This is a genomic window from Oceanobacter sp. 4_MG-2023 (assembly GCF_030689165.1).
Taxonomy (GTDB): domain Bacteria; phylum Pseudomonadota; class Gammaproteobacteria; order Pseudomonadales; family Oceanobacteraceae; genus Oceanobacter.
In genome coordinates, this window is the sequence record NZ_JAUYVV010000004.1 from 133,786 (window position 1) to 158,778 (window position 24,993).

Sequence of the window (24,993 nt, forward strand, 5' to 3'; positions counted from 1 at the left end):
AAACCTTAATATCAGAGTGACAGCCGACCCTCAGGCCTGGCCATCCCATTCGAGAAAATTCTTTAACAACGCCAGACCGGCGTTATGGCTTTTTTCCGGGTGAAATTGCACCGCAAATACATTGTCTTCCCCCATCGCGGCAGCAAACTCAACACCATAATGGCCGCGACCTTTAATCTGTTGCGGCCGCTCCGCGTGGACATAATAGGAGTGCACAAAATAAAAGCGGCTGTGGTTATCAATGCCATGCCAGAGCGGATGATCCACTTGCGAGACCTGGTTCCAGCCCATATGCGGTACTTTCAGTTTTTCACCATTTTCGACCAGATCGTGACCAAAAAACCGCACCTGCCCAGGAAACAACCCCAAACAATCAACACCGTTGTTTTCTTCCGAACGATCCATCATGGCCTGCAAGCCCACGCAAATCCCGAGCAATGGCTTGGTCTGGCGTGCTTCTTCCACCACCTGATCGATACCCTGACGGCGAATTTCAGCCATACAGTCCCGAATCGCACCCACGCCGGGCAACACCACATGGTCAGCAGCACGAATGACTTCCGGGTCACTGGTCACCAGCACCCTGGTATCCTGGGCGACGGCCTGCAACGCACCATGGGCGGAATGCAGGTTACCCATGCCATAGTCGATCACTGCACACACTTTACTTGTCACGAAACCACTTCCTTCCAAAAAATCTTACAAAGTGCCCTTGGTGGAAGGCATGACACCCGCCATTCGAGGGTCCATCTCAACCGCCATCCGCAGTGCCCGGCCAAACGCCTTGAAAATGGTCTCAGCCTGATGGTGTGCGTTAAACCCTTTGAGGTTATCGATATGCAAACTGACCTTGGCGTGATTCACAAAACCCTGGAAAAACTCCCAGAACAACTGGGTATCGAGCTTGCCAATCGCAGCGCGGGTAAAATCACAATTGAAGCACAGGCCAGGACGACCGGAAAAATCAATCACCACCCGCGACAAGGCTTCATCCAGCGGCACATAACTGTGGCCATAACGAACGATGCCTTTTTTGTCGCCAATCGCTTCCGCAAAGGCTTGCCCCAGGGTAATGCCAATGTCTTCCACCGTGTGGTGATCATCAATATGCAGGTCACCCTCGCAGAAAATATCCAGATCGATCAGGCCATGGCGAGCAATCTGATCCATCATATGCTCCAGAAACGGCACACCGGTATCAAACTGGCTTTTGCCAGTACCGTCGAGATTGATGGAGACCCGAATCCGGGTCTCCAGGGTATTACGTTCGACCGTTGCCGTACGGGCCATGGAATGCTCCAACTATCGCCAAAGAAAAAGGAAACCATTATAAAGGGCGCAGTGAAAAACCTCCATGAAACCTCAACAAGCATCTGAAGACCAAACGCTTGCCCTTCAAATCATAATCAGGAGTCCCAAGTGCCCGTTCTACTCGAACACATCAAACAGCCTACTGCTGCCGACTGGGCTGATATCGCCAAGATTCAGGCCGATACCGCTGACGAACAACTGCAAGCTCCCATGCTGCAACAACGGCTCGCCAACCAAGGCTGGATTATTGCCGCACGGTTTAACGACCGCATCGTCGGTGTCATACTCTGTACCCAGAACCAACAGACAATAACCCTGTCGAACGCAGCCGTGAGAACAATTACGCAGCGCCGGGGCGTCATACATCAGACAATACACCTGCTACAACACTGGGCCAGGGATCAGGCCATGACCCTTCGTATCGAAACAGCACCCGATACACTGGCACCGGCCTTGGAAAAACGCGGATTTGAGTTCACCGAATCCGCCTGGGTATGGCAGCCGTAACCTGTTCATACCAATGTACCCGTTGCGATCATGGATACATTTTCAAGCGTTACAGGCAACAATCTTTTCACCACCCGGGTGCTACACAAGCAATGCGCGGCACGACATACTGCACAGATATCAGAACCTGATCTGTGCCTGTAGCCACCTCTAACATAACAATGGACGCCTCACTCATGTTTCGATTCTTGATTCTTATTTCAGCGTTGCTTTGCAACCTTACGGCCTGGGCCGCGCAAACGCCCTCGGAAGTAGTAGCCAAGGCAACCAGCCAACTGACCGAGCGTCTGAATCAGACGCCGGTAGAGCAACGTACCGAAAACCTGGTACGCGAACTTGTAATGTCGTTCATTGTGCCTGCCATCGATCAGGAAAAAATCGCCAAAGGGGCGTTGGGCAAATACTGGCGGCTGGCCAGCTCGACGCAACAACAGGAATTCATCGATCGTTTTCGGGAATTACAGATCCGCACCTACAGCGGTGCCTTCAAGGCATTCAGTGGTGAAAAGCTGGAGTTTGAAGAAGCCCGTATCAACCCCGAAGGCGACAAAGCCTTTGTTCAGGGCTTTCTGACCCAGTCCAATGGCAACACTGTCCCAATTGATTTCAAACTTTACCGCAAAGATACGGAAGACCAATGGCGTGTATACGACGCAGTCGTCTCGGGTCTGAGTATGGTCAAAACCTACCGGGACCAAATGGCTGAACGCCTGCAAGGAACCCACCCAGGCAACGCAAAAACCCGCATGGACGACCTGTTGCAGCAACTTCAGCAAGAAGCGGATCGGGCAGCACAAGCCAACCTGGCCGCTGAATAAGAAAACGCGCCATTATTCAGTGCGTATGGTGGTCGGAACCCCATACGCACTCCGGGTCTCTCTAGGCAAATACCTGATTTATGGTACATGCTATGGTTTATTCCAAGCGGACCACATCACGTAACCGCCCCAAACGAGCCGAGAGACATGCATCTACAGGTACAACGCCTGAAGCACAAGCTGGTTATCGTCACGTTATTGACGACCACCCTGACTCTGATATTTTCAAGCATCGCCTTTACCTGGCTGGAATACTATCTGACCCGCCAGGACAACGAACGCCAACTGAACACCATTGGCACCATGATCGCTCGCCACAGCGCACACGAACTCCTGGCAGGACACACCAGCGAACTGAAAGAAAGCATCCGCTCCCTCAGTGACAACAGCGATATTCTGAGCGGCTGCATCTACGACGCCAACAACCTGCTGGTCATCACTTACCTGCGCGATAACCAGCCATCCTTGGCTCCCTGCCCACCACAACGGGACATGAGCCATGACAACCACAAGCAACAGATATTCCCGATCCAGTATCAACACAAAACCGTCGGCACCCTGACCCTGCACACCACCCAGGAATCCAGAAACAAACGACTGCAGCAGTTTGGCCTCTTTTCAATCCTGATTGCCATACTGGCTCTATTACTCGGGTTTGTTGCTTCATCGCACCTGAAAGAACTGGTCTTGCGTCCGTTACACGAGCTTTACGCCACGCTCAAGCGCATTGCGCAAGACCAGGACTACTCCATCCGTGCCACCCGTAAAACCGACGATGAACTGGGCGCTCTGGTCGACCTGTTTAACTCCCTGCTGCAAACCATTGAAACCGAACACGCCTCACTCAAGGAAAACGAAGCCCGCTTCCGCAAACTGGCGGCCTTTTCTCCCGTTGGCATCTTTCAGGTAGACACCCAGCAAACCCTGCAATACGTCAATCAGCGCTGGCGGGAAATCCACCAGCTGTACGACGAATTACCGCAACTGGAACGCTGGTTTGACAGCATCGCCCCCGCCGACCTCGTCAGCCTGCGCGACGCCTGGCAGCAATTAATCACCACACAAGAAGGCATTGCCATGGACCTGCGCCTGCTGAATCGCGACAGCAGCCAGACCTGGATTCATCTGATGGCCAGCCCAATGAACAGCTCAGACGGAGAAGTCGTGGGCTATCTCGGAGCCATCTCTGATATTTCCGAACTGAAATACGCCCAGCTACAAATGGAGAACCTGGCTTTCTACGACTCGCTCACCGGCCTCGCCAACCGACGACTGTTCAAGAACCGACTCACCAAATCCATCAAATCCGCTCAGCGTACCCAATCCACCCTGGCGCTCGTTTATCTCGACATGGACCAGTTCAAACGCATCAACGACTCCATGGGCCATGATGCCGGCGACCAGCTTCTGCAAGAAGCCGCCAAACGACTGAGCAACTGCGTTCGTGATCGAGACACAGTCTCCCGTATCGGTGGCGACGAATTCACCATCCTGCTAACCGATATCAAACAGACCTCCGACGTCCTCGCCGTGGCCGAAAAATTACTCTCCACTCTCAACCGCCCGGTCAGAATCAAAGGACAGGACATCACCACCTCCGTCAGCATCGGCATCACCCTGACACCGCAAGACTCCAGCGACCCCAACACCCTGATGAAAAATGCCGACCTGGCCATGTATCGCGCCAAAGAACTGGGCCGTAACAACATCCAGTTCTTCTCCGAAGACATGAACCGCTCAATCCTCGAACACCTGGACTGGGAACAAAAAATCAACACCGCCCTGGCAGAAGACCAGTTTAACCTCGTTTACCAGCCCAAAATCAGCTTGCAGGGTTATCACACCACAGGCCTGGAAGCCCTGGTTCGTTGGCATCACCCGAAGAACGGCCTGATACCCCCAAGCCAATTTATCCCGGTCGCGGAAGAAAACGGTCAAATGCTCGCCATTGGCCGCTGGATTCTGGAACGCAGCTGCACCGATATGCAATCGCTCCTGCAGACCAGAGCACTACCCGCCGACGCTCGTCTGTCCGTTAACCTGTCGGCCAGTCAGTTTGCCGCCCCCGACCTGCAGCAAAACGTTCAGCAAGCACTGCAACTATCCGGTCTGGCGGCCGCCAACCTGGAGCTGGAAATCACCGAAAGCACCCTGATGCGCGATGTCGAAAGTTCCATTGCCATCATCAACAACCTGCAAGCGCTTGGTATCCGCTTTGCTATCGATGACTTTGGCACCGGCTACTCATCACTCTCCCATCTCAAACGCCTGCCAATCACCGTACTCAAGATCGACCCGTCATTTGTCGCCGACATCACCACCGACGTCAATAACATGGCCATCACTGCCGCCATCATTGCCATGGCCCACAAACTCGGCCTGTCCGTCGTGGCCGAAGGTGTTGAATCCGATGATCAGGTAAACTTCCTCCGCAACAGCCTTTGCGATGAAGGCCAGGGCTATCTGTTCAGTCGACCACTGACACTGCCGCAACTGCAGCTGTTTCTGCACAAAGCACCAATCGCCCCACTCAACCAATGACTCAGCCTGATGACCTCTACCCAGACCGATACCGCATTCTCTGACACTCTGCTCCACTGGTATGACCACCACGGGCGCAAACACCTGCCCTGGCAACAAGACATCACACCCTATCGAGTGTGGGTCTCAGAAATCATGTTGCAACAAACCCAGGTGGCCACCGTCATTCCCTACTACCAACGCTTTATGGAACGCTTTCCCACCGTACAAGCGCTCGCCGCCGCCGAACAGGATGACGTACTCCACCTCTGGACCGGCCTCGGCTACTACGCCCGAGGCCGCAACCTGCATGCCTGCGCCAAACAAATCGTCGAACGTTACCAGGGTGAATTCCCCCCATCGGTAACACAACTGACAGAACTGCCGGGCATCGGCCGCTCCACCGCCGGAGCCATCGTCTCCATCAGCATGGGCATCCGCGCCGCCATCCTCGATGGCAACGTCAAACGAGTCCTTACCCGCTTTTACGCCATCGAAGGCTGGCCCGGCACCACGGCCGTACAAAACCGGCTCTGGGACATTGCCGAACGGCTGACCCCCAATCACCGCCCCCGCGAATACACTCAGGTCATGATGGACATGGGTGCCACCCTCTGCACCCGCAGCAAACCCGATTGCAGCATCTGCCCGCTCCAGCCCGACTGCCTCGGCTACACCAGCGGCAACCCGACCCAATACCCCAACAGCAAACCCAAAAAAGACAAGCCGGAAAAACACACCTGGATGCTGATGCTACGCAACCCGCACGGTGAATACCTGCTGCAGCCACGCCCACAAACCGGCATTTGGGGTGGCTTGTGGAGTTTTCCGGAAGCCACCTCCCTGGCACAAGCTGAACAGTGGCTAAGCACTCACTACGGCGACAGCACCGACATTCAAGAACTCAGCAGCTTCCGTCATACCTTCAGCCACTACCACCTGCACATACACCCGGTCGAAGTGCACCTGCCCCGCGCCCCGACATACATAGGCGAAGCACAACAGCATTGGTACAATCCACACAACCCGAGCGAACTGGGCCTGGCCGCACCGGTCAAAAAACTACTGCACGCCAGCCTATGACTCACCACACCAGGAACGCCACATGAGCCGCACAGTCTTCTGCCGCAAATACCAGCAAACACTGCCAGCACTGGCCACCGCCCCACTCCCAGGCCCAGCCGGAGAACACATCCTCCAACACATCTCCGCCCAGGCCTGGGAAGAATGGACCGCCCATCAAACCCGGCTGATCAACGAAAAACACCTCAACATGATGGACAAGGAAGCACGTAAATACCTGACCGAACAACGCGAAAAATTCTTCTCCGGCACCGACTTCGACAAAGCTGATGGCTATGTCCCTGAAAATTCTGAAAAATAATCACCCAAATACTGTTGACAGAAAATCAACAGAGCGGTTTAATACGCGCCACTTAACGAACAGCACGCCACGCTCAGCGTAGCAGCAAAGTTTTCGTTAACGTTGCCCGGATAGCTCAGTCGGTAGAGCAGGGGATTGAAAATCCCCGTGTCGGTGGTTCGATTCCGCCTCCGGGCACCATTTATTACTTAAAAATCAAGCAGTTACAATAGCTTGATTGGCCAGAAAAGTAGTCCAGACTACTTAGGGCACACAAAAAGACCGGCTTTTGCCGGTTTTTTTGTGTCTGTCTGTTTTCCCTCAAAAACACCTTCATTGAATACTGAAGTTTTACTCTTGTAAGACTGAGCCATTTGCACAAAAAAACCTGCTCTGGCCAACAATATCAGACACATTGATTTACTGGTTTCTCACCCTCTGGCCAGTTGCTGGATCATGGCGTAGATCGCTTGTATCTGCGGTGCTTTTTTGCTGTAAAAATCCGCATCAACCAGATCTTCTGATGAGTATCCCCAATAATCCCAGCAACCAAGCGGGTTCAATGGTGCAAAGTCAGACACGTTCACCTGGGGGTAAAGCACAATCAGCCGGTTGCTGTCGGCCATCTGGTTGTAGCCAGTGGTGCGGATATAGGCGTCGCCAATTTCATCGTAGGATTGTTTGCAGCCATGCAGCGCCACATGAATACGGCAGCGGCTGTTTTGCCGACAATATTGCGGTACATACACATAGCCGGTCTCTGCCATGCTGGTTCGTTCACCGACCAGAAAGGGGCGCTGGTCAAATGCGAGCAGTTCCCCGGAAGCCTCCGGAGCCGGTGGAATCGCATCCATATACAGGTAGGAAAGAATGCGGGTGGACTGCATAAACTGGCAGTTGTTGATAAAGGGAGCACGGGTCAGGGCGCAATCGGTATCATCGCTGTTATTGGTGAGGATCGCATGGCCAGCGTTAATCTGGTCGTTGTAGAGTATTTGCTGGGCTGGTACGCCAAGCTGTACAAAATAGTCTCGGGTGGCGTCCACTACTCGACTGATCACGGTATCGTCACTGCGACCACTGAACAGGTATAGGTGGTCATCCTGCAGATTGATAACCGCATCGATACGGCCTTGCTGCTCCAGCTCCCGGGTCAGGCCAACCAGCCGCGAGACATTGGGTCGCAACAGCTCGGATTGAGGTGTCATGCAGGTGGTGGTGGCAGTCAATGCCGGAGCGGCCATCGGCCAGGAGCGGGAACACAGATATGGACCACCGGCAATTACCCCGATGCCCACCATAATATCGGAGTGAGCCATATACAGCTGAGAGGCCATAAAGGCCCCGGATGACAGGCCAGAAACCGAGGTCTGTTGAATATCGGCGTTATAGCTGGCCAAAGCCGATATACCAGAACCGGCGGCGGTATCGGCGGCTGCAACCGCTGGATCAGAGGCGTCATCCCTTGAGCAGCCACTGTTCAGGACTGCCAGGCATACTATCAACGCCGTATAACGTACCAATGGGAACACACAGGCCTCCTTGCCGGGCTGATTATCGTTGTGTCATCCGTGTCATTACGATACCGCCAACATGGCGACTTGTCTGCGAGCCATACATCAGTTACAGGCCTACAATACGCCTGTTTCTACAAACGCCTATAGCCGTTGTTATGACTGTCCGACCAATGGTATCCGGGTCATAACCTGGTCAATCAGAGACTGAACCGGCTGCGTCAGTCGCATGGGTGCCGGAGCAACCTGATACAGCACGCCGCAAGTGATTAACAATACAATGGTTCCACGCCAGTTAACCAGACTGATGGGTTTGATGGCAGTACCAAAGGACTTTTTTAACCGCATCCCATTAAAATCCACGGCGTAGAGTTCATCCAGCAATAAATGTACAACAAAGCCACCGGTCACAAAACCACCACCGATCCAGCAGAAATCCGCGACACGATCAAACAGCTGATCAATGATCACAACGGTCAACAAACCACAGCAGAAAGCCGCCAGCAGGGAATGAATCACGCCCCGGTGCACCGTTAACCGCGTAAACAACTCCATCGCAGCAGGGCCAGCCAGGGCATAAGCCAGCGCCATGCCACCCCAGACAGTGGCCAGCGACGTCCAGCTGGCGTTGGCGTGAGGCAGTAGCAGCCACAACGCCACCCCCGCCGCCAACGATCCGAGACAGTTGAATACCCAGACCACCGGGCGGGATGTATCCGAGTCGATATCGGGCAAGATACCGCCCAACATCCCCAACAGAAACAAGACGAGGGCTTCAGGAAACGAAGCCCAGCTGGTAACGACTAACAATGATGAAGCCATCGCGCTGACGATCGCGGCACCGCCAAGATGGGTTGAGAAGCTGGCCATAAATACCTGTATATCCACACATGAAAGCTGCAAGGGTAACAGAATATCCGGGGCTTGCTGAATTAGTTGCTTTACAGCCTCAGACTATTGGACAGCGACGTCCTGTACCGCATGGATCAGGCGTTTTGGCTCCAGAATCCGGCGTAGTTCCGCGGCAGGCAAGAGTTGCTCTTCTTCCACCAGGTCGATCACGGTGCGATTTTCCTGCAAGGCCCGACGGGCAATCCGGGTCGCATTTTCATAACCGATATAGGGGTTTAATGCCGTTACCAAACCAATGGAATGATGCACCATATCCGCACATTCCTGGTGATTGGCGGTAATGCCGTTGATACAACGTTTTTCCAGCATCACCATGGCACGTTTGATCAGTCGCATGGATTCCAGCAGATTGTAAACAATCAATGGCTCCATCGCGTTCAGCTGTAACTGGCCAGCTTCAGCTGCCATACAGATGGCCAAATCATGACCCATGACTTGATAGGCGACCTGATTAACGGCTTCCGGGATCACCGGGTTAACCTTGCCAGGCATGATCGAGCTGCCAGGTTGCTGCGGCGGCAAGTTGATTTCATTGATACCGGCCCGTGGCCCCATGCTCAACAAGCGTAAATCATTGGAGATTTTGGATAGCTTGATCGCCAATCGTTTCAACATGGAGGAGAACAGCACAAACGCGCCCATGTCCGATGATGCTTCAATCAGATCTTCCGACTGGGTCAGGGCAAAACCACTGATACTCGACAGGTGCTTGATGGCCAGTTTGCCATACCGGGGGTCGGCGTTAATGCCGGTGCCAATGGCTGTACCGCCAAGATTGACTTCCTTGAGCAGCTCCGACAGGGCCGCAATCACCCGTACATCTTCACCCAGGGTCGAAGCCCAGGCACCAAACTCCTGCCCCAGGGTCATGGGCACAGCGTCTTGCAACTGGGTGCGACCCATTTTGATCACATCGGCAAATTCGTGGCTTTTGTCTCGCAACGAGGCCTGCAGGCTGACCAGTGACTCGACCAGATCGCCATGGCTGAGCAGAATGCCCAGCCGGGCCGCCGTCGGGTACACATCGTTGGTCGATTGTGCCCGGTTAACGTCGTTGTTCGGGTGTAGATACTGGTAGTCACCACGGGCATGGCCCATCAGCTCCAGACCGATATTGGCAATCACTTCATTGGCATTCATATTGGTCGAGGTGCCCGCCCCGCCCTGAATCATATCCACCACAAACTGCTGGTGAAACTGCCCTTGCAGCAACCGGTCACCCGCCGCCACAATGGCGTTGCAACGTTGCTGATCCAACAAGCCCAGCTCGGTGTTGGCCAGCGCGCACGCCTGCTTTACCATCGCCAGGGCGTTGATCAATTTGGGGAAATGCGCCAGCGTCACCCCACTCAAGTCAAAGTTATCCTTTGCCCGCTGACTCTGAATGCCAAAATACGCGCTGGCAGGTACTTCTCGTTCGCCCAACAGGTCTTTTTCCAGCCGATATTCAACAGCATCCGTCATGACGTCAGCAATCTCCTCTCTAATACAGTTTTTTCTGAGGTGGTCCGGCAAACTCCAGCGGGCCAACCAGTGTCATGTCGACTTCAATCAGCGCCGGGCCATCCAGCGCAATGGCTTCCGCAATGGCGCTGCGGAATGCGTCACTGGAACCCACTTGCCAGCTTGGCATTGCCATCGCCTTGCCCACTTCGGCGTAGTTGGGGGTGTGCAGCTCGTTGTAATACTGACGGCCACCAAAGTAGTTGTTCTGGATACCGCGCATCACGCCATAACCACCGTCGTTCATCACAATCAGCACCATGTCGGTGTTTTCCTGCACCATGGTGGCCAGCTCACCAATACCCAGCATCAAGCCGCCGTCACCCACAATAGTGGCGACTTTTTTGTCCGGGTTGGCCAGCGCCGCACCGATGCCATGAGCCAGGCCCAGACCAATGGCACCGGCCAGCGAGTGGATATTCTGGTTTGGCTGCTGGAACGGCAACAAGCGGCTGCCCCAGGTTGAGCCGGAAACCGTGATATCGCGAACAAAAATGCCATCAGCAGGCAAGGCATCACGCAACGCCTGACAGATATTGGCGTAGTTGCCGACCTGCTCAATCAAGGTGCTTTCGGCCTGTACAACGGCTTGTGTGATCGCTTGGTCATAATCGCTGTCGATACGTTCTGGCAGATATTCCGCCAGATACTCCAGTACCGGCGCACTGTCTGAGCAAATAAACTGGTCAACCTGATAATTACGATTATGGGCACCGGGATGAGCATCCACCTGAATCAACGGGCGGCCAAATTCAGTCGAATAGCTGGCTGTCTCATTACTGCGCAAGCGTGAACCCACCACCAGTACCAGGTCGGCGTCTTCCAGCAGTTGCTTGACCGATGGGCTGTTGTGGAAGGCTCGCAGGCTGCGCGGATGCGCATCAGGCAGCAAGCCCCGGGCATGTGTGGTCGACAATACCGGGATGCCTTTGTCGGCCAGTGCCGTAACGGCGGCAACGGATGCAACAGCACCACCGCCCACCCAGATCACAGGACGACGCGCCTGTTGCAGCTGCTGCAACAGGCCATTCAGTTCTTCCTGATTGGCAACTGGCATGGCCGGGACGGCAATCGGCCCCAGATTGTCGGGCAAATCAATAGTGGTGGCTTGTACATCGATCGGAATTTCAACACTGACCGGCCCCATCGGCACGGTACGGGCAACACGAATGGCCTCACACAGAATGCCAACGACCTGGTCCGGGTGCGTAATCCGGTAAGCTGCCTTGCTCGCCGCACGTAAAAACGTCAGCTGGTCTTTGGCTTCGTGGATAAAGCTGGCATCACGATCCAGATACGCCGACTCCACCTGACCGGTAATATGCAGCATCGGGCTGGCCGCATTGCAGGCTTCGATCAAGGAGCCAATGGCGTTGCCGGCTCCGGCTCCGGTGCTGGTCAAACACACACCCAGCCCCTGAAAACGGCTATGGGCATCGGCCATGGTGGCCGCACCGGCTTCACCCCGGGCGCAAACAAAGTGCATTTTTTCACGACGGCCAATCGCATCGGCAATGGGCAAGTTATGAATCGATATCACGCCGTAAATATCAGAGACCCGATGGGCTTCCAGAATACGAGCGACGACTTCACCGACGGTTACTTGTTCTTTCATTCTATTCACTCCAACAATAGCGGTTCGTCGCCCATCAGGCAGACCAGTTGTTGGGCTCGTCACTCAAGCCCACATAAATACTTTTTTGTTGCATGTATTCGAGCACCCCGGCGCGGCCTTTCTCGCGCCCCAGACCACTCTCTTTAAAGCCACCAAACGGTGCCGATACCGAGAATTTTTTATAGGTGTTCATCCAGATAGTGCCGGTTTCCAGAGTCCGGGCCAGACGCCAGCCGCGCCGGAAGTTCTCCGTCCAGATACCCGCAGCCAGGCCAAAAATACTGTCGTTGGCCTGGGCGATCAGGTCGGCTTCATCATCAAACGGCAGCACCACCAGCACCGGGCCAAAAATTTCTTCCTGACAGACATAGCTGCTGTTGTTCAGGCCACTGATGATCGTCGGGGCATAAAAACACCCGGCGTCGTAATCACAGCTTGCTGTTTTGCCGGTCAGACGTTCGCCACCGCACAACACGGTGCCGCCATCAGCACGAGCACGTTCAACAAATCCGGCCACACTGTCGAGGTGAGCCATATTGATCAGCGAACCCATATGGGTATCGGCGTGCTCGGGATGCCCGACCCGCAAACCCCGGGTCAATTCCAGCAAGCGCGCCATAAAGGTGTCGTATATGCTCTGATGCACAAACAGTCGGGCACCGGCGATACAGGCCTGGCCTGCGGAGCTGAAGATGCCGTAACACACGCCACGGGCAGCCATTTCAATATCGGCGTCTTCCAGCACGATGGTGGGCGATTTGCCGCCCAGCTCCAGCGAGATCGGAATCAGCTTTTCAGCGGCAATATGAGCCAGGTGGCGACCGGTTGAGGTGCCGCCGGTAAACGAAATCTTGTTCACTTTCGGGTGGCGGGCCAGCGCTTCACCCACGACCGAACCCCGGCCAGGCAAGACACTCAGCAAGCCTTTGGGCAAGCCGGCCTGTTCAAACAGTTTGGCCAGTTCCAGAGCAGCCAGCGGTGTGGCATCGGCGGGTTTGACGATCACCGCATTCCCGGCGGCCAGCGCTGGAGCTATTTTCTGCATCTCACTGGCAATGGGGGAATTCCACGGCGTGATGGCCACCACCACTCCCAGCGGTTCGTGTACGCTGGCGGTCATAAAATCGCGGGAGCGTTGGCTCGGCAAACTTTCATCCAGCGTTTCACAGGCGGCGGCAAAGTAGCGAGCAGTGCCTGCGGCGCTCATCACCAGACCCATGGTTTCCGTCAACGGCTTGCCGTTGTCACGGGTTTGTAACGCCGCCAGTTCGCTGGCGCGGGCGGTGATCAGATCCGCCACACGGTAGAGAATCGCGGCGCGCTCATGGGGCAAGCTGTTGCGCCAGGACGGATCACGCCAGGCCTGGTCGGCCGCTTGTACCGCTTCTTCGACATCATCGACATTGGCGGTGGCGATGTCGGCATTGCTGCTGCCATCCGCAGGAAAAAAGGTGCTGCGAAGATCGCCACGGCCATTTTTCCATTCACCTGCGATGTATATTGGCTTGACCATAATCCGCCTCCTCATCTGTTATTGCGGTCGAACGGCAAGGGGAGCCCCTTCCCACTCGGGAATCTTTTTTTGCACATCGGGTTAACTTGCCCAGTACGGGACGACGAACTAGATCACGATCGTCGACACACTCTGGCGACAGGCCCGGACCACACTCAACGCCGCCAGGGTCGAGGTTTTCGGGTTACGTTCCAGTGGTTTGCCACACAGCTGGATGCTCATTTCACCAAACCGGCCACGGGCTGAAATCTGGTGTTGGTTGGTGGTCGTCGTCGGGTCTACCACCAGCTGCACCCGGGTGTCGTCCAGACCCAGACTGGCCAGTGCGATCGTTGCGGCGACATTGGCATTGGCCGGAAAAGTCAGCGCGGCTTGCCGGGCGCTGCCTTCAAAAAACACCTGCGGCTGCTCAACACACGCCAGGTCAATCAGTTTTTCTGCCGGGCTGCCACGCCAGCTTTGCGGGCTTTTACGGCAGGTATAGGTCACCTGATCCAGACCACCTTCGCGGGCCGCAGCCAGACCGTCGATACCGGCAATGGCACCAGGCAGGGCATGCAAACGGGCGTTACCCACCGTCGCGGCCGCTTGCAGTTGATCCGCCAGCTGACGATCCGCCAGCGCACCAATCGAAATCATCATCAGGTCCCAGCCACGTTTCAGCACTTCGACACCATGGGCGCGAATACCCGGCTGACCGGCACATTCCAAAACCAGATCGGGCTGGCCATCACATGCCGCAATGGCCGTAATTACCTGTACCTGATCGCCCAGTTGCGCGGCGATACGCTCGCGGCTGCGCTCTGTGGTCACGACCCAGCCCAGGCGCAAGCCTTCTGGCAGTAACGCCAGTACTTCTTCTGCCATGGCTCCAAAGCCAATCATCATCAGTTGTTTCATGTGTCGGTTCCCGGTCTGATTACCGTCTGCAGGTCGCTGGCTGAGTCAGCGACAATTCAAATCTGTTTGGCAAAACCGCCGGAGACATCCAGGGTTGAGCCGGTGGTGTACGAGGCCAAGGGCGAGGCCAGAAAAACCAGCGCCCGGGCCGGTTCTTCCGGACGACCCAGTCGACCCATCGGAATGCCTCGCTTGTTGGCAATTGCCCCGGTCCACTGTTCCCAGCTGGCATCGGTATCGGATCGATCCAGATAGCGGCGACGCCATTGGCCAGACTCCACCATACCGAGCAGAATTGAATTTACCCTTACGCCCTTTGGCGCATACTCGTGGGCCAGTGAGTGGGTAAAATTCAGCAACGCTGCTCGCGCTGCGGAAGTCGCCATCATGTGTGGCTCCGGTTGTTTCGCCAGCAAGGAGTTCACATTGGTGACAGAACCCATTCCCGATGCCAGCAACTGATCCATAAAAGCCCGTACCGGACGGATCACGCCAAACAGTTTTAACCCGGTTTCGGCCATCCAGTCATCGTCGCTGGTGTTATCAAAGCCGGAAACCCGCCCTTGCCCGGCGTTATTGATCAGGCAGTCGGTGTTGCCCAGCTGCGTCTTGACCGCTTCGGCAAACGTGGCAACGTCGTCGGCGTTCAGAACATCGCAAACCCGGGTCATAAACTGGCCATCAGGGAAGGCGGTACGCATCGCGTCTTCCGAGGCCAGCAGACGCTCTTCGTTACGGCCACACCAGGCAACTTTGGCTTGTTCCTGCAGCAGCAGCCGGACGGTTTCCAGGCCAATACCAGAGGAGCCGCCGGTAACAACCACAACACGATCTTTCAGCATAAAACTCATAACGAGGTACCTGTCCGGGGGGTCGCCGAAGACATCCAGTCCTTCAGCGCCTGATTCACTGCCGCCGCGGCTTCGACATAACAGGCGTGGCCTGCGGCGGCGATTTCAACAAATTCGGTAGTATCCAGGTCGCTGGCCAATTGCCGGGCGGCCTGCGGTGGAGTGATGGTATCGGCAGCGCCACAGATGACCCGGCGAGACTCAACATCGACGGGCAAGTACGACCAGATATCATCGTTGGCCAACAGCCAGGAAGCGGCCTGAAAGCCGGACAAACGCAGCTGGCGCATGCCATCGGCAACCAGACTCACCTGTGCGGCGCTGGCATTAACAGAAACCAGTGCGGCGGCACGTTGTGCAGCCAATCCGGCAGGCCCCAATTGTGCCAGCATGGTTGGGCGTTGACGGTACACCCGTTCCCGGGTTTCAGCATCGGCTTGACCATACCCCTGGGCCGGGCTGGCCAGCATCAAACCGGCCAGACGCTGCGGATAACGGGCAGCAAAGGCGGCGGCAACCATGGCACCCAGCGAGTGGCCAACCAGCCAGCAACGTTGAATACCCAGCGCATCCAGCCAATGAGCCAGCCGTTCGGCATAGTCTTTGGCGTTGGCCCCGGTTACGCTCAGGTCATCACTGTCGCCATATCCGGGGGCATCCCAGGCCAGCACCCGGCAGTCAGTTTCCAGTGCGGCCAATTGTTGCACCCAAGAGCCGGAACCCGAGCTGATACCATGCAGTAACACCAGCACCTCACCACTACCACCACTCTCCGGGCCAGACTCGCGCCAGGACTGGTTAACGTCGCCCAGCCGGATGCTCTGACGGGGAAAGTCGTCGAGTTGTTGAATCAATGTGGTAGTACATGTGGCTGTGTTCATGGCTATGCTCTGGCTCCCGACAATTGAGCTTATTTTTTATCGCGTTTGATCTGTGACAGCGGGTGATCTGCCGGATAGGTCGGGATCACCGGCTTCGGCGTTCCCAGCATCACACACATCAGCGCGTCTTCCTGGGTGAAGTTGTACAGACCCCGGTAGATGCCTGGTGGAATCGACACCAGATCACGTTCGTTCAAGACGGTCTCACAGGTCTCGCCGTTCAGTTCCATCGTCAAACGGATCGAACCACGCAGCATAAAGAACACTTCTTCAACATCGTCGTGCAAGTGCAGCGGGCCTTCACACTGCGCCGGTAACAACATGGTGGAGAAGGTGAAATGTTCCGATGGCACGGTATTGGTATCGCTGGTTACACCGGCAGCACCGGTGCCCATGTAGCGCATTTGGGCACGGCGGTATTTGGGGTCGTAATCTGCCTGGAATTTCAGTGCATTAAAATCGTAGGTACGATTTTCCTTGCGGGCAATCCGGCCAGCCATGAAGTCTTCAAGGCTTGTTTCTGCTGGCTTGTTCCAGCTTTCGAATGTCTCAGACATGCTGTTTTCCTCAGGTTAGTTCACCATATGTGGCGGGCGATAAAGCGGCCCGACTGGTCTGCTGCCGTACCCTCGGCGGCTTGCGTTACGGGGATCATGATCCATAACGCGGTCGTACTTATTATGCGACATTTGTTTTATATTTAAAACATCAGTCTTTATATGAAACATGCTAGGCAGATTTCCGCCCTCGGTCAAGGTGAAAATCTGACCAGTCGTGACTGTTTCGTCGTCTTTGTCGCTACCGCCGTACGGCAGCGATCAACCGATCAGATATCCAGCACCAACTTGCTTGATTTACAACCCGACACACAGATCATCATGGTGTTGTTGGCGGCCCGTTCGGCTTTGGTCAACACGCCATCGCGGTGATCGATCTCGCCTTCCAGCACTGCCACTTCACAAGCACCACAAACGCCTTCACGACAGGAGCAATCAAGGTCAAGCCCTTCGCCTTCCAGCCGTTCCAGCAAGCTGTCGCCCGGGTTGATCTGGATAATCTGGCCGGACCTGGCCAATTCCACTACATAGCTGCTGCGGGCATCGTCCGACGCCGCAATCTCAACGGCGGCAAAACGTTCGATATGCACATTGGCATGGTTCAACTGGGCACAAGCGGCTTCAAACGCATCCAGCATCGGCGTCGGGCCACAACAATAGAAGTGGGTGGAGGCCGCCTGACCCTGCAACAGCTGTTCAAGATTGGGCGGTGTACCGGCTTCGTCGTCAAAGCGGAAGCGGACAGTCCCGCCCAGCTCTGTCGTCAGTGCCTCGATTTCAGCAATAAAAGCAGCCTCTGAGCGAGTGCGGGCGCAATAGATCAGTTCCGCCGATTGCCCTTGTTGCAGCAACTCACGGAACATACACAGCACCGGGGTGATCCCAATGCCGCCCGCAACCAGCACGCTGTGGCCATTATGCGGCTGCAGCGGGAAGTTGTTCCGCGGAGCGCTGATGGCCAGCCGGGTACCCACCCGCAACTGGCGATGCACCCACTCTGAGCCACCGCGACTCTTTTTGTCTCGCAGGATGCCCACCACATAGCGGTTTGGCTCCGCCGGTGAGTTATACAGTGAGTAGCTGCGCACCATGCCGTTGGGCAAATTCAGATCAATATGCGAACCGGCCGTAAACGCCGGAAAATCGGCAGCCCCGGGCTCGGGACGCAGTTCGATACTGATGATGCCTTCCGCTTCGTAGCGTATCTGGGACACCAATGCGGTGAGAGTTTCATTGCTCATAGTCCGGCTCCGTTAATCAGCCTGTTTGATCGTGTTGCCAAGGTCGGCATCCAGATGAATACCGGCTTCGATTTCGACGCACAACTCCGGAAATACCAACCCGGACACTTCCACCAGGGTGGAGGTCGGGTATACCGATTGCCCCACAAAAAAATCCTTGCGGGCGCGGCTGATGGCGTCTTTATCGCGAATATCCGTCACGTACACCGTCAGCCGGTAGATGTTGCCGATATGACCACCGGCCGCTTCCGCCAGAGCCTGGATCTTGCCCAAAACCACCAGGGTTTGCTGGTACGCATCCAGTGGCTCACCCGCCGCCGCGGCTTGACGAGTCGCCGGGTGGCCGGTCATGCCGGATGTCACCAGCTCCCGCCCCAGTAACAGGGCATTGGACCAGCTGGCGGTAGCCAGCTCCGGGACGCTGTCTGCCCGAACATGGGCGACCAGGTTGTTCATATCCGTCATCTCAATTCCGCCTACTTGCTGGCTTCCAGTTCTTGCTTGGCCAGGTTTTTCATATAACGACGCAAACGCACCAGTCCAAGATCGTGCTGGTACAGCATTTCACGCTGGTTGGCGTCCGGTTCCATGGCTTCAAGGGCAACCCGGTCTTGCTCCAGCACGTGCCAGTGACGGGCTTCCAGACGGTTCTTGTACAAGAAGCGCCAGGTATCTTCCTGCCAGCCGGTCAGCGGGCGACAACGCCAGTGAAACACGCCTGCCAGCTGTGGATTCAGGGGAACGTACATACCGATAATATGGAAGTTGCCACCAGGCCCACCGGTCTTGGGATAGGGAATTTCCAGCCGTTGCCACATCAGGTTGGTATCGGCAAATTCACTCCAGTCGAAGTTGACGCCACGCTGGCCTTCTTTCTCGAAGATAAAACCGTGGTCAGTATCGGTGGTTACAAATTTGGCCTGGGTTTCGCCTTCCGACATGGAATGCGACATTTTGTGCAGGAAAGCCCCGTGCATCGGATCAGCCACGTTATCCAGTACATAACGGTAATCGGCTTTCCATTCGCAGTAGCACAGGAAGCTGGAGTATTCGTCCGAGGTCAGCTGCTCTGGCAGGATCAGCTCTGGTGGCGTTTCCAGCTGTGGATCGATGGCGTTATAAAGAAAGATCGCACCGGCAACTTCCTGGGTGTGAAAACGACGGGTCGGTCTGCTACCTTCCAGTTTGCAGCCCGGGCTGCCCGGTACCTTGCGGACTTTACCACTACAGTCCACTTCGACGCCGTGATACGGGCACTGCAACCGGTCGCCAAGATTGGCTCCCAGAGACAGGGGTGCACCCCGGTGTGGGCAGTGGTCTTCGACCGCATGCGCGGTATTGTCGGTATCGCGCCACAACGCAATCTTGTAGCCCAGAATCCGCAACGAGACCGGTTTGTCAGCCGTCAGCTGGTCGGATGGCAGCACCGGATACCAACGATCCTTGATGCCTTGCTGAAGAATTTTTTCGACCGGATCGGCGCTGGTTTGAATGATGTTCATACTTGATTCTCTCTCTGCTATGCCGCGTTACTCGCCCAGCTTGCTCATCAGGGTTTTATAAGACTCTTCGGTCCACAGACCAGTGGCTGTCGGGCACGGCGGGCCAACCACATTGAGGAAATTCACCAGGCCATCCAGGTCGTGAATTTGTTCTCCGAATGCACGCTCAATCGAATCGGCCAGCAGGTCTTCAAAGGGTGTGTTATCACGGGTACGAGCCTGATGGGGCTCCAGATACGGTGCTTTCATTTATTGTCCTCCATTCTGTACACGTTCGCGGATCATGGCGCGTACCGGTACAAAGTCATACGTCGGGTAACATTCGGTGCGGAATACGCCCCAGGCGGAGCGCTCCAGTTCTACGTTGATTTTGGGCAGTAAGGCCGGTGGCAATCGCAAGGTCACGATTTGCCCCAGGCCCATGGCCACGGTCCAGGAAACGACCTCTACCCCGGCCACTGGAAAACGTTCCCACCAGTCCATTTTTTTCATATGGCTCTGGATGTCTTCCAGGTTTTTTGACTGATCATGCTTCAGCAATACCGTCAGCAACATGGTGTCCTGTGCTGGCTGGGTATCCTGTGTCAGCTCCTGAGATTCACTATTCATGCTGTCACTTCTTCTGCAGTGCCTTGCAGGGGTACCGTCCAGGCGTCATAACCATAAACCCAGTCGGCACTGCCCGCGTTCTTGAGCCATTGGTTGGAGCGCGAACCGATCTGGATCTGGCGCGCACGATCCTGACGCACCGCCTGATACAGGTGTAAAGCCGCTGCTGCTTCGTCGCCGTTGCTGGCGTGCTCCAGCGCCCGCGCCAATACGATGGCGTCTTCAATCGCCTGACCGGCACCCTGGGCCATAAACGGCATCATCGGATGACAGGCATCGCCCAGCAGGGCAATCCGGCCTTTGCTCCAGTATTGCAGAGGGTCCCGTTCGTACAGGGCGGTTTTCAGCACGTCATCACAACGATCCAGCAAGGCCCGGGCCTGTGGATGAAAATGAGTGTAGTGGCTGCGTAGTTCGTCACAGTCGCCTGCGCCAGTCCAGCTTTCTTCTGTCCAGCTGTCTTGTGCGGTGGTGGCGAAGATAAAGATGTCCTTGCCCTGATTCAGCGGGAAAGTGACGATCTGGCTTTCCGGAGTTTCACCCCACCATTTGGTGAATGCCTGGATATCGGGCAGGTCTTGCAGCTGTTCTGCCGGCACGACCGCACGATAGGCAACCACACCGGTAAAGCGCGGCTGTTCGGCTCCAAACAAATAAGCACGAACCGCGGAGTGAATACCGTCGGCACCGATCACCACATCCAGTTCATCGCAGCGGCCGCTGGTGGTGGTTACACGCACACCGGCACCAGGAAGTTCAGTAATTTGATCGATACGGGCGTTGAAGACGACATTCTGGATATCAAAGGCATCCGCCAGCGCCACCAACAGGTCGGCCCGGTGAATGGTCAGCTGTGGTGCGCCGTATTTGAGTTCGGCTTCATTCGACATCGCCAGTCGCGAGGTCTCTTTACCGCTGTCCCACATCCGGCTGATACGGTGGGTCGGACGTGCGGCAGTTTTGCGAATCGCATCGTTCAGACCCAGGCCATCCAGTGCCTTGACGGCATTCGGGGTCAGGTTGATGTCGGCTCCGATACGGGCGTACGCCTTCGACTGTTCATAAACAGTGACGCGATGCCCCATTCTCTGCAGGGCAATGGCGGCGGTCAATCCACCAATACCACCACCCACAACGCCAATCGATAGCTTTTCCATAACCAGCTCCTTACGATTTTTCGCGGGCAGTGATAAAAGTTTTGCTGGCGGCTTGCGGGCCATTGGCCTGACGCCGGGTATTGCCGTCGATGCCGCCGGAAATCGCCCATTCGGCGAACACGGTCGGGCCAGGCTCAAACTCGCGAGGCTGCCATTCAGCGGTCAGCAAGTCTTCGTCAGCGTAGTACTCCACCAGCGCACCGGCCGGATTGCGGAAGTACCAGAAAAAGGCCGATGAAATCGGGTGACGGCCGGGGCCCAGTTCGGTATCCCACCCTAACCGTGACACATTCATGCCGCCGCCAAAGACTTCGTGCAGATCCCGTACCGTAAAGGCGACGTGGTTGAGTCCGGCGCGTGGTTCGGGCGGCTGCAGCAAAAAGATATTGTGGTGACTGCCTTCCTCCGAGCAGCGCATAAAAGCGCCTTTGTTGGGGTAACGATCGGAAATCACAAAGCCGAAGGTATCCCGGTAAAACGCTTCGCAGGCGTTGACGTCCTTGACAAAAAACACCACGTGACCGACTTCGATCGGTGTTGCCTTGTCGTACACCGGGCTTGGTGTATTGATACGGCCGCGCTCACCCCAGGTGTTATGGCCGACACATTCCAGCGTTACCGCCCGTTTGCGGCTTTTTTGCAGTCGTACGCCCATGCCGTTCGGATCGAGACAGCCAACCCGCTCGGTGGTGGAGAAGAAACCGGGCTTGGTGACCATGCGTCCGGCGTACAGATCCAGATCGTCGTCCGACTCTACCCCCCAGACCACTTCACGCAGGGTCGGGCCTTCTTCAAACGCCGGGGGCAAGGATGGATCATCCTTGTGCTTGATTACGACCCGACAGCCGTTCAAGGTTTCGAACACCTGTTCGGTATCCAACTGACTCAGCAACGTCAGCCCCCAATCGCTGAAAAACTGCTGACACAAGGCCAGGTCTTCAACACCGAAGGTGATTTCATCAATTCCTAATACACTCATTCGTCTGTTCCTGCTCAGAGCTTGCTTTAATCAGGTTTGCACCCGATTCATGGCATCACAAAACCGCCGTTCACCGGCAGGGTCTGGCCGGTGATAAAACGGGCCATATCCGACAAGGCAAAAATCACTGCGCCACACACGTCTTCCGGCACTTGAGTCCGTTTTAATGGACGTTGCTGGCAATACAGGTCCTTGCGGTCTTGCGGCACATATTCGGTGGCTTCCACAGCGACCAGTCCCGGTGCGATAGCGTTGACGGTGATATTGTCGTCACCCAGTTCGGTCGCCAGCGTGCGGGTCATGGCCATCACAGCCCCTTTGCTGGCGGTATAGGCCAACAACCTGGGCGCACCCCAGATCGCGGTATCCGACGCCAGGTTCACAATCGCGCCCCGGCCACTGGCCCGCAGCGCCGGTAAACAGGCGTTGGTGACCAGCCAGCAGCCCCGGACATTGACTTCCATCACCCGGTTCCAGGTATCCATATCCAGCTCTTCGGTGGTTTTGCCACCGGAGTTGGTGATGGCGGCGTTATTGACCAAACCATCCAGACCACCCAAAACCTCTATCGCCTGTGAGACAGCGCTGGCGACAGCGTGCGGATCACGGACATCGATGCTGACGCCGGTGGCGTTCAGACCGGATGCCCGAAGATCAGCAGCGGAAGCCATGACCTGCGCTTCCAGAATGTCGGCCAGCACCACCTCGGCACCGGCCAGTGCCAATTGTTTGGCGAAGGCAAAACCAAGGCCTCGTGCGGCTCCGGTGACCAGTATCTTGCGACCATCCAGCAGTTGGTTAACCGTATTCATTGCTGCTTCCATCCTTACGCGGTGGCCAGATTGGCTTTCGGCATGTAATGCAGTACCCGCTTCTCTGCGAACACCACCGCGGCGTATGCCACGATGCCAATCACGGTCAGGCCCACAATGGCGACAAAGACCCCAGCGGTATTACCCTGCCCTTCGGAATCCACCAGCAAGTAGCCCAGTCCCAGGTTGCCGCCGACCAATTCACCAACGGTGACGCCAATCACCGCCAGAGTGGAGGCAATGCGCAGGCCGGAGAACAGGGCTGGCATCGCGGATGGAAATTCCACCAGCCGGAAGATTTGCCAGCGGCTGGCGTTCATGATGCGAATCAGATTGACCATGTCCGGGTCAACGGCACGGACCGCCGACAAGACATTGATCATGACCGGGAAGAACACGATCAGTACGGCAACCAGGATTTTCGGGTAGATGGTGTAGCCCAGCCACATCACAAACAGCGGAGCAAAGGCCACTTTCGGGGCAATCTGCAGCGCCAGAATGTACGGTGACAACATGGCTTCCGCAGTTGGCGACAAGCCCAGAGCCACACCGATTGCCAATCCGAGGAATGCCCCGATACCAAAGCCGAGCAGTACTTCTGCGGCGGTAATCAAGGTATGTTTGAGCAGTTCACTGTGTTGCCACATGATGAAAAACTCATGCCATACATTGCTTAGGCTGGGTAGCACGTATTCCGGCATACCCATGGCCGCAGGACCCCACTCCCAGCTGGCCAAAAACACCAACAGGATCGCGATGCTGCCAGCAATGGTTCGGTAATTCATGATTAGGTCTCCCGGTGTACGTTGGTATTACAGATTGTTATGTTTTTCAGGTGCCCGAAGGTGCGGCTTGACTGACTGAGATGTCACCGTGCTGCCAGGGCGTGCGTTTCTGGCGAACTCGTTGGTGAACAGGTCTTGCAGCGGTACTTCACGCTTGACGATGCCTTCGTCGAGGTAGAACCGGGCAACACCCGCCAAACGGCTTTCGTCAATCAGGCCAGGCATTAACTGGTTTTTGTAAACCCGCTCGTTAAACAGCATAAAGGCACGTTCAAGGTAGCTTTCCCGGCCTTTGAATGACGGCACGGCAGCAGCAAAATCAATCGCGGCTTGCTTCGGATCGACCATGATGTCGCGCATGCCTTTCAGCGTCGCAGTCACTACGCCCTGCACCACGTCAGGATGATTCTTGATCGCATCATCCGAGGCCAGAATGGCCTGAGCCATGCTGTCGAACATATTGGCTTCGTCGACCAGGCTGGCACTGCGACCGCCATCACGAGCAGAAACCACCCAATCCGGCGCACCGGCCATGGCATCCGCCTTACCTGCTGCAAACAGCTTCCAGACACCGGCAGGGCCTGCCGCCTGAATGTCCAGATCGGTCTTGCTGAGGCCGGCTTTTTTCAGCGTCGCCAGCAAGGCGTAATAAGTCGTGTCGGAATAAGACATCACGGTCACGGTTTTGCCTTTCAAATCAGCCACGCTCTTGATACCGGCATCATCACCGGTCGCCAATACCGTCAGGCTGCCTGCACCCAATACCGCTACGGCCTTGACCGGAATACCATTGGCACGCACGATCAGTGGCGTATCACCAATAGCCCCGCCCACCATGGCGTTACCGGTACCAATCTGTTTGGCAACGTCCACACCACCACGAGCGGTGACAAAATTCACTTTCAGATTTTCACTCTCGAAGTAACCCTTGTATTGGGCCAGGGTCCAGGGGGCAAATGCCGGCAAAGTAGGTGGAGCTGGCATCAAATAGGTAATTTCCTTCAGTTCTGCCTGAGAGAAGGCAGACCAGATTATGGCCGCGCTGGCCATCGTGACTCTGGCGAGGTTTTTGCTAAACAGCTTCATCGTATGCTCCTGTGGGTACAGTCGGTCAGTGTCTTGCGGTATTCGGGTTATTGCTCA

General features: G+C 55.9%; 26 protein-coding genes and 1 tRNA gene. 6 read left to right on the forward strand and 21 right to left on the reverse strand.

Features of this window, described 5'->3' with window-relative positions; translation table 11 throughout:
* Nucleotides 1–30: 30 nt before the first annotated feature.
* Complete coding sequence (hisH, locus tag Q8W24_RS05170; protein ID WP_370693305.1) at nucleotides 31–639, reverse strand: imidazole glycerol phosphate synthase subunit HisH; 609 nt, start codon at nucleotides 637–639, stop codon at nucleotides 31–33.
* Between the two features lie 60 nt (nucleotides 640–699).
* Entirely contained in the window at nucleotides 700–1,290 is a 591-nt protein-coding gene (hisB, locus tag Q8W24_RS05175) for an imidazoleglycerol-phosphate dehydratase HisB (RefSeq protein ID WP_303433916.1), read from the reverse strand.
* 129 nt (nucleotides 1,291–1,419) lie between these two features.
* Between hisB and Q8W24_RS05180 the strand changes: the two genes are divergently transcribed.
* From Q8W24_RS05180 to Q8W24_RS05205, 6 genes are all read left to right on the forward strand, one after another.
* Nucleotides 1,420–1,818, forward strand: a complete 399-nt coding sequence (locus Q8W24_RS05180; RefSeq protein WP_303433918.1) for an acetyl-CoA sensor PanZ family protein — start codon at nucleotides 1,420–1,422, stop codon at nucleotides 1,816–1,818.
* Nucleotides 1,819–1,994: 176 nt separating this feature from the next.
* Entirely contained in the window at nucleotides 1,995–2,636 is a 642-nt protein-coding gene (locus Q8W24_RS05185; protein ID WP_303433920.1) for a phospholipid-binding protein MlaC, read from the forward strand.
* A gap of 147 nt (nucleotides 2,637–2,783) precedes the next feature.
* Complete coding sequence (locus Q8W24_RS05190; RefSeq protein ID WP_305414438.1) at nucleotides 2,784–5,177, forward strand: bifunctional diguanylate cyclase/phosphodiesterase; 2,394 nt, start codon at nucleotides 2,784–2,786, stop codon at nucleotides 5,175–5,177.
* Between the two features lie 9 nt (nucleotides 5,178–5,186).
* Entirely contained in the window at nucleotides 5,187–6,239 is a 1,053-nt protein-coding gene (gene mutY / locus Q8W24_RS05195; protein WP_305474604.1) for an A/G-specific adenine glycosylase, read from the forward strand.
* A 22-nt stretch (nucleotides 6,240–6,261) separates the two neighbouring features.
* A complete protein-coding gene (locus Q8W24_RS05200) occupies nucleotides 6,262–6,540 on the forward strand; it encodes an oxidative damage protection protein (RefSeq protein ID WP_303433925.1) in 279 nt (92 codons plus the stop codon).
* Between the two features lie 104 nt (nucleotides 6,541–6,644).
* Nucleotides 6,645–6,720: transfer RNA gene (locus Q8W24_RS05205), tRNA-Phe, on the forward strand.
* A gap of 230 nt (nucleotides 6,721–6,950) precedes the next feature.
* Here the strand turns inward: Q8W24_RS05205 and Q8W24_RS05210 are convergent.
* The 19 genes from Q8W24_RS05210 to Q8W24_RS05300 form a co-directional block, all read right to left on the reverse strand.
* Nucleotides 6,951–8,051, reverse strand: a complete 1,101-nt coding sequence (locus Q8W24_RS05210) for a poly(3-hydroxybutyrate) depolymerase (protein WP_305474606.1) — start codon at nucleotides 8,049–8,051, stop codon at nucleotides 6,951–6,953.
* A 138-nt stretch (nucleotides 8,052–8,189) separates the two neighbouring features.
* On the reverse strand, nucleotides 8,190–8,903 hold the full coding sequence (locus Q8W24_RS05215; RefSeq protein WP_305413871.1) for a metal-dependent hydrolase: 714 nt from the start codon (nucleotides 8,901–8,903) through the stop codon (nucleotides 8,190–8,192).
* 84 nt (nucleotides 8,904–8,987) lie between these two features.
* Nucleotides 8,988–10,409, reverse strand: a complete 1,422-nt coding sequence (locus Q8W24_RS05220) for an aspartate ammonia-lyase (protein ID WP_305474608.1) — start codon at nucleotides 10,407–10,409, stop codon at nucleotides 8,988–8,990.
* Nucleotides 10,410–10,428: 19 nt separating this feature from the next.
* Complete coding sequence (locus Q8W24_RS05225) at nucleotides 10,429–12,063, reverse strand: thiamine pyrophosphate-binding protein (protein WP_303433932.1); 1,635 nt, start codon at nucleotides 12,061–12,063, stop codon at nucleotides 10,429–10,431.
* Between the two features lie 34 nt (nucleotides 12,064–12,097).
* Nucleotides 12,098–13,576, reverse strand: a complete 1,479-nt coding sequence (locus tag Q8W24_RS05230; RefSeq protein ID WP_303433934.1) for an aldehyde dehydrogenase — start codon at nucleotides 13,574–13,576, stop codon at nucleotides 12,098–12,100.
* 108 nt (nucleotides 13,577–13,684) lie between these two features.
* Nucleotides 13,685–14,476, reverse strand: coding sequence for an aspartate dehydrogenase (locus Q8W24_RS05235; RefSeq protein ID WP_303433936.1), 792 nt, complete (start codon nucleotides 14,474–14,476; stop codon nucleotides 13,685–13,687).
* Between the two features lie 56 nt (nucleotides 14,477–14,532).
* On the reverse strand, nucleotides 14,533–15,327 hold the full coding sequence (locus tag Q8W24_RS05240) for an SDR family oxidoreductase (protein ID WP_305413873.1): 795 nt from the start codon (nucleotides 15,325–15,327) through the stop codon (nucleotides 14,533–14,535).
* A complete protein-coding gene (locus tag Q8W24_RS05245; RefSeq protein WP_305474610.1) occupies nucleotides 15,324–16,208 on the reverse strand; it encodes an alpha/beta fold hydrolase in 885 nt (294 codons plus the stop codon). Before Q8W24_RS05245 ends, Q8W24_RS05240 begins: the two co-directional genes overlap by 4 nt.
* Nucleotides 16,209–16,237: 29 nt before the next feature.
* Nucleotides 16,238–16,765: a cupin domain-containing protein gene (locus Q8W24_RS05250; protein WP_303433942.1), complete on the reverse strand. Its 528-nt coding sequence runs from the start codon at nucleotides 16,763–16,765 to the stop codon at nucleotides 16,238–16,240.
* A 269-nt stretch (nucleotides 16,766–17,034) separates the two neighbouring features.
* On the reverse strand, nucleotides 17,035–18,006 hold the full coding sequence (locus Q8W24_RS05255; protein ID WP_305474612.1) for a PDR/VanB family oxidoreductase: 972 nt from the start codon (nucleotides 18,004–18,006) through the stop codon (nucleotides 17,035–17,037).
* Between the two features lie 12 nt (nucleotides 18,007–18,018).
* The gene (locus Q8W24_RS05260) at nucleotides 18,019–18,471 is read right to left on the reverse strand and encodes a RidA family protein (protein ID WP_303433946.1); all 453 of its coding nucleotides are present in this window, start codon (nucleotides 18,469–18,471) and stop codon (nucleotides 18,019–18,021) included.
* Nucleotides 18,472–18,482: 11 nt separating this feature from the next.
* Nucleotides 18,483–19,508 (reverse strand): aromatic ring-hydroxylating dioxygenase subunit alpha, encoded by a 1,026-nt coding sequence (locus tag Q8W24_RS05265; protein ID WP_305474614.1) that lies wholly within the window; start codon nucleotides 19,506–19,508, stop codon nucleotides 18,483–18,485.
* A 27-nt stretch (nucleotides 19,509–19,535) separates the two neighbouring features.
* Complete coding sequence (locus Q8W24_RS05270) at nucleotides 19,536–19,757, reverse strand: recombinase-like helix-turn-helix domain-containing protein (protein ID WP_303433950.1); 222 nt, start codon at nucleotides 19,755–19,757, stop codon at nucleotides 19,536–19,538.
* Nucleotides 19,758–20,117: a hypothetical protein gene (locus Q8W24_RS05275; RefSeq protein ID WP_303433951.1), complete on the reverse strand. Its 360-nt coding sequence runs from the start codon at nucleotides 20,115–20,117 to the stop codon at nucleotides 19,758–19,760.
* Nucleotides 20,114–21,274, reverse strand: a complete 1,161-nt coding sequence (locus tag Q8W24_RS05280; RefSeq protein WP_303433952.1) for an FAD-dependent monooxygenase — start codon at nucleotides 21,272–21,274, stop codon at nucleotides 20,114–20,116. The genes Q8W24_RS05275 and Q8W24_RS05280 overlap by 4 nt, the downstream gene beginning before the upstream one ends.
* 10 nt (nucleotides 21,275–21,284) lie before the next feature.
* A complete protein-coding gene (locus tag Q8W24_RS05285; RefSeq protein WP_305474616.1) occupies nucleotides 21,285–22,253 on the reverse strand; it encodes a VOC family protein in 969 nt (322 codons plus the stop codon).
* Nucleotides 22,254–22,300: 47 nt separating this feature from the next.
* The gene (locus Q8W24_RS05290; protein WP_305474618.1) at nucleotides 22,301–23,065 is read right to left on the reverse strand and encodes an SDR family oxidoreductase; all 765 of its coding nucleotides are present in this window, start codon (nucleotides 23,063–23,065) and stop codon (nucleotides 22,301–22,303) included.
* A 14-nt stretch (nucleotides 23,066–23,079) separates the two neighbouring features.
* Complete coding sequence (locus Q8W24_RS05295) at nucleotides 23,080–23,850, reverse strand: ABC transporter permease (RefSeq protein WP_303433955.1); 771 nt, start codon at nucleotides 23,848–23,850, stop codon at nucleotides 23,080–23,082.
* Nucleotides 23,851–23,877: 27 nt separating this feature from the next.
* Nucleotides 23,878–24,936, reverse strand: coding sequence for an ABC transporter substrate-binding protein (locus tag Q8W24_RS05300; RefSeq protein ID WP_303433956.1), 1,059 nt, complete (start codon nucleotides 24,934–24,936; stop codon nucleotides 23,878–23,880).
* Nucleotides 24,937–24,993: the final 57 nt, after the last annotated feature.

Bases quoted from the DNA above. Each gene is read 5' to 3' on its own strand.
- hisH (WP_370693305.1), bottom strand. From the start codon at position 639: ATGGGTAACCTGCATTCCGCCCATGGTGCGTTGCAGGCCGTCGCCCAG.
- hisB (WP_303433916.1), bottom strand. From the start codon at position 1,290: ATGGCCCGTACGGCAACGGTCGAACGTAATACCCTGGAGACCCGGATT.
- Q8W24_RS05185 (WP_303433920.1), top strand. From the start codon at position 1,995: ATGTTTCGATTCTTGATTCTTATTTCAGCGTTGCTTTGCAACCTTACG.
- Q8W24_RS05190 (WP_305414438.1), top strand. From the start codon at position 2,784: ATGCATCTACAGGTACAACGCCTGAAGCACAAGCTGGTTATCGTCACG.
- mutY (WP_305474604.1), top strand. From the start codon at position 5,187: ATGACCTCTACCCAGACCGATACCGCATTCTCTGACACTCTGCTCCAC.
- Q8W24_RS05200 (WP_303433925.1), top strand. From the start codon at position 6,262: ATGAGCCGCACAGTCTTCTGCCGCAAATACCAGCAAACACTGCCAGCA.
- Q8W24_RS05215 (WP_305413871.1), bottom strand. From the start codon at position 8,903: ATGGCCAGCTTCTCAACCCATCTTGGCGGTGCCGCGATCGTCAGCGCG.
- Q8W24_RS05220 (WP_305474608.1), bottom strand. From the start codon at position 10,409: ATGACGGATGCTGTTGAATATCGGCTGGAAAAAGACCTGTTGGGCGAA.
- Q8W24_RS05225 (WP_303433932.1), bottom strand. From the start codon at position 12,063: ATGAAAGAACAAGTAACCGTCGGTGAAGTCGTCGCTCGTATTCTGGAA.
- Q8W24_RS05230 (WP_303433934.1), bottom strand. From the start codon at position 13,576: ATGGTCAAGCCAATATACATCGCAGGTGAATGGAAAAATGGCCGTGGC.
- Q8W24_RS05235 (WP_303433936.1), bottom strand. From the start codon at position 14,476: ATGAAACAACTGATGATGATTGGCTTTGGAGCCATGGCAGAAGAAGTA.
- Q8W24_RS05240 (WP_305413873.1), bottom strand. From the start codon at position 15,327: ATGAGTTTTATGCTGAAAGATCGTGTTGTGGTTGTTACCGGCGGCTCC.
- Q8W24_RS05245 (WP_305474610.1), bottom strand. From the start codon at position 16,208: ATGAACACAGCCACATGTACTACCACATTGATTCAACAACTCGACGAC.
- Q8W24_RS05250 (WP_303433942.1), bottom strand. From the start codon at position 16,765: ATGTCTGAGACATTCGAAAGCTGGAACAAGCCAGCAGAAACAAGCCTT.
- Q8W24_RS05255 (WP_305474612.1), bottom strand. From the start codon at position 18,006: ATGAGCAATGAAACTCTCACCGCATTGGTGTCCCAGATACGCTACGAA.
- Q8W24_RS05260 (WP_303433946.1), bottom strand. From the start codon at position 18,471: ATGACGGATATGAACAACCTGGTCGCCCATGTTCGGGCAGACAGCGTC.
- Q8W24_RS05265 (WP_305474614.1), bottom strand. From the start codon at position 19,508: ATGAACATCATTCAAACCAGCGCCGATCCGGTCGAAAAAATTCTTCAG.
- Q8W24_RS05270 (WP_303433950.1), bottom strand. From the start codon at position 19,757: ATGAAAGCACCGTATCTGGAGCCCCATCAGGCTCGTACCCGTGATAAC.
- Q8W24_RS05275 (WP_303433951.1), bottom strand. From the start codon at position 20,117: ATGAATAGTGAATCTCAGGAGCTGACACAGGATACCCAGCCAGCACAG.
- Q8W24_RS05280 (WP_303433952.1), bottom strand. From the start codon at position 21,274: ATGGAAAAGCTATCGATTGGCGTTGTGGGTGGTGGTATTGGTGGATTG.
- Q8W24_RS05285 (WP_305474616.1), bottom strand. From the start codon at position 22,253: ATGAGTGTATTAGGAATTGATGAAATCACCTTCGGTGTTGAAGACCTG.
- Q8W24_RS05290 (WP_305474618.1), bottom strand. From the start codon at position 23,065: ATGAATACGGTTAACCAACTGCTGGATGGTCGCAAGATACTGGTCACC.
- Q8W24_RS05295 (WP_303433955.1), bottom strand. From the start codon at position 23,850: ATGAATTACCGAACCATTGCTGGCAGCATCGCGATCCTGTTGGTGTTT.
- Q8W24_RS05300 (WP_303433956.1), bottom strand. From the start codon at position 24,936: ATGAAGCTGTTTAGCAAAAACCTCGCCAGAGTCACGATGGCCAGCGCG.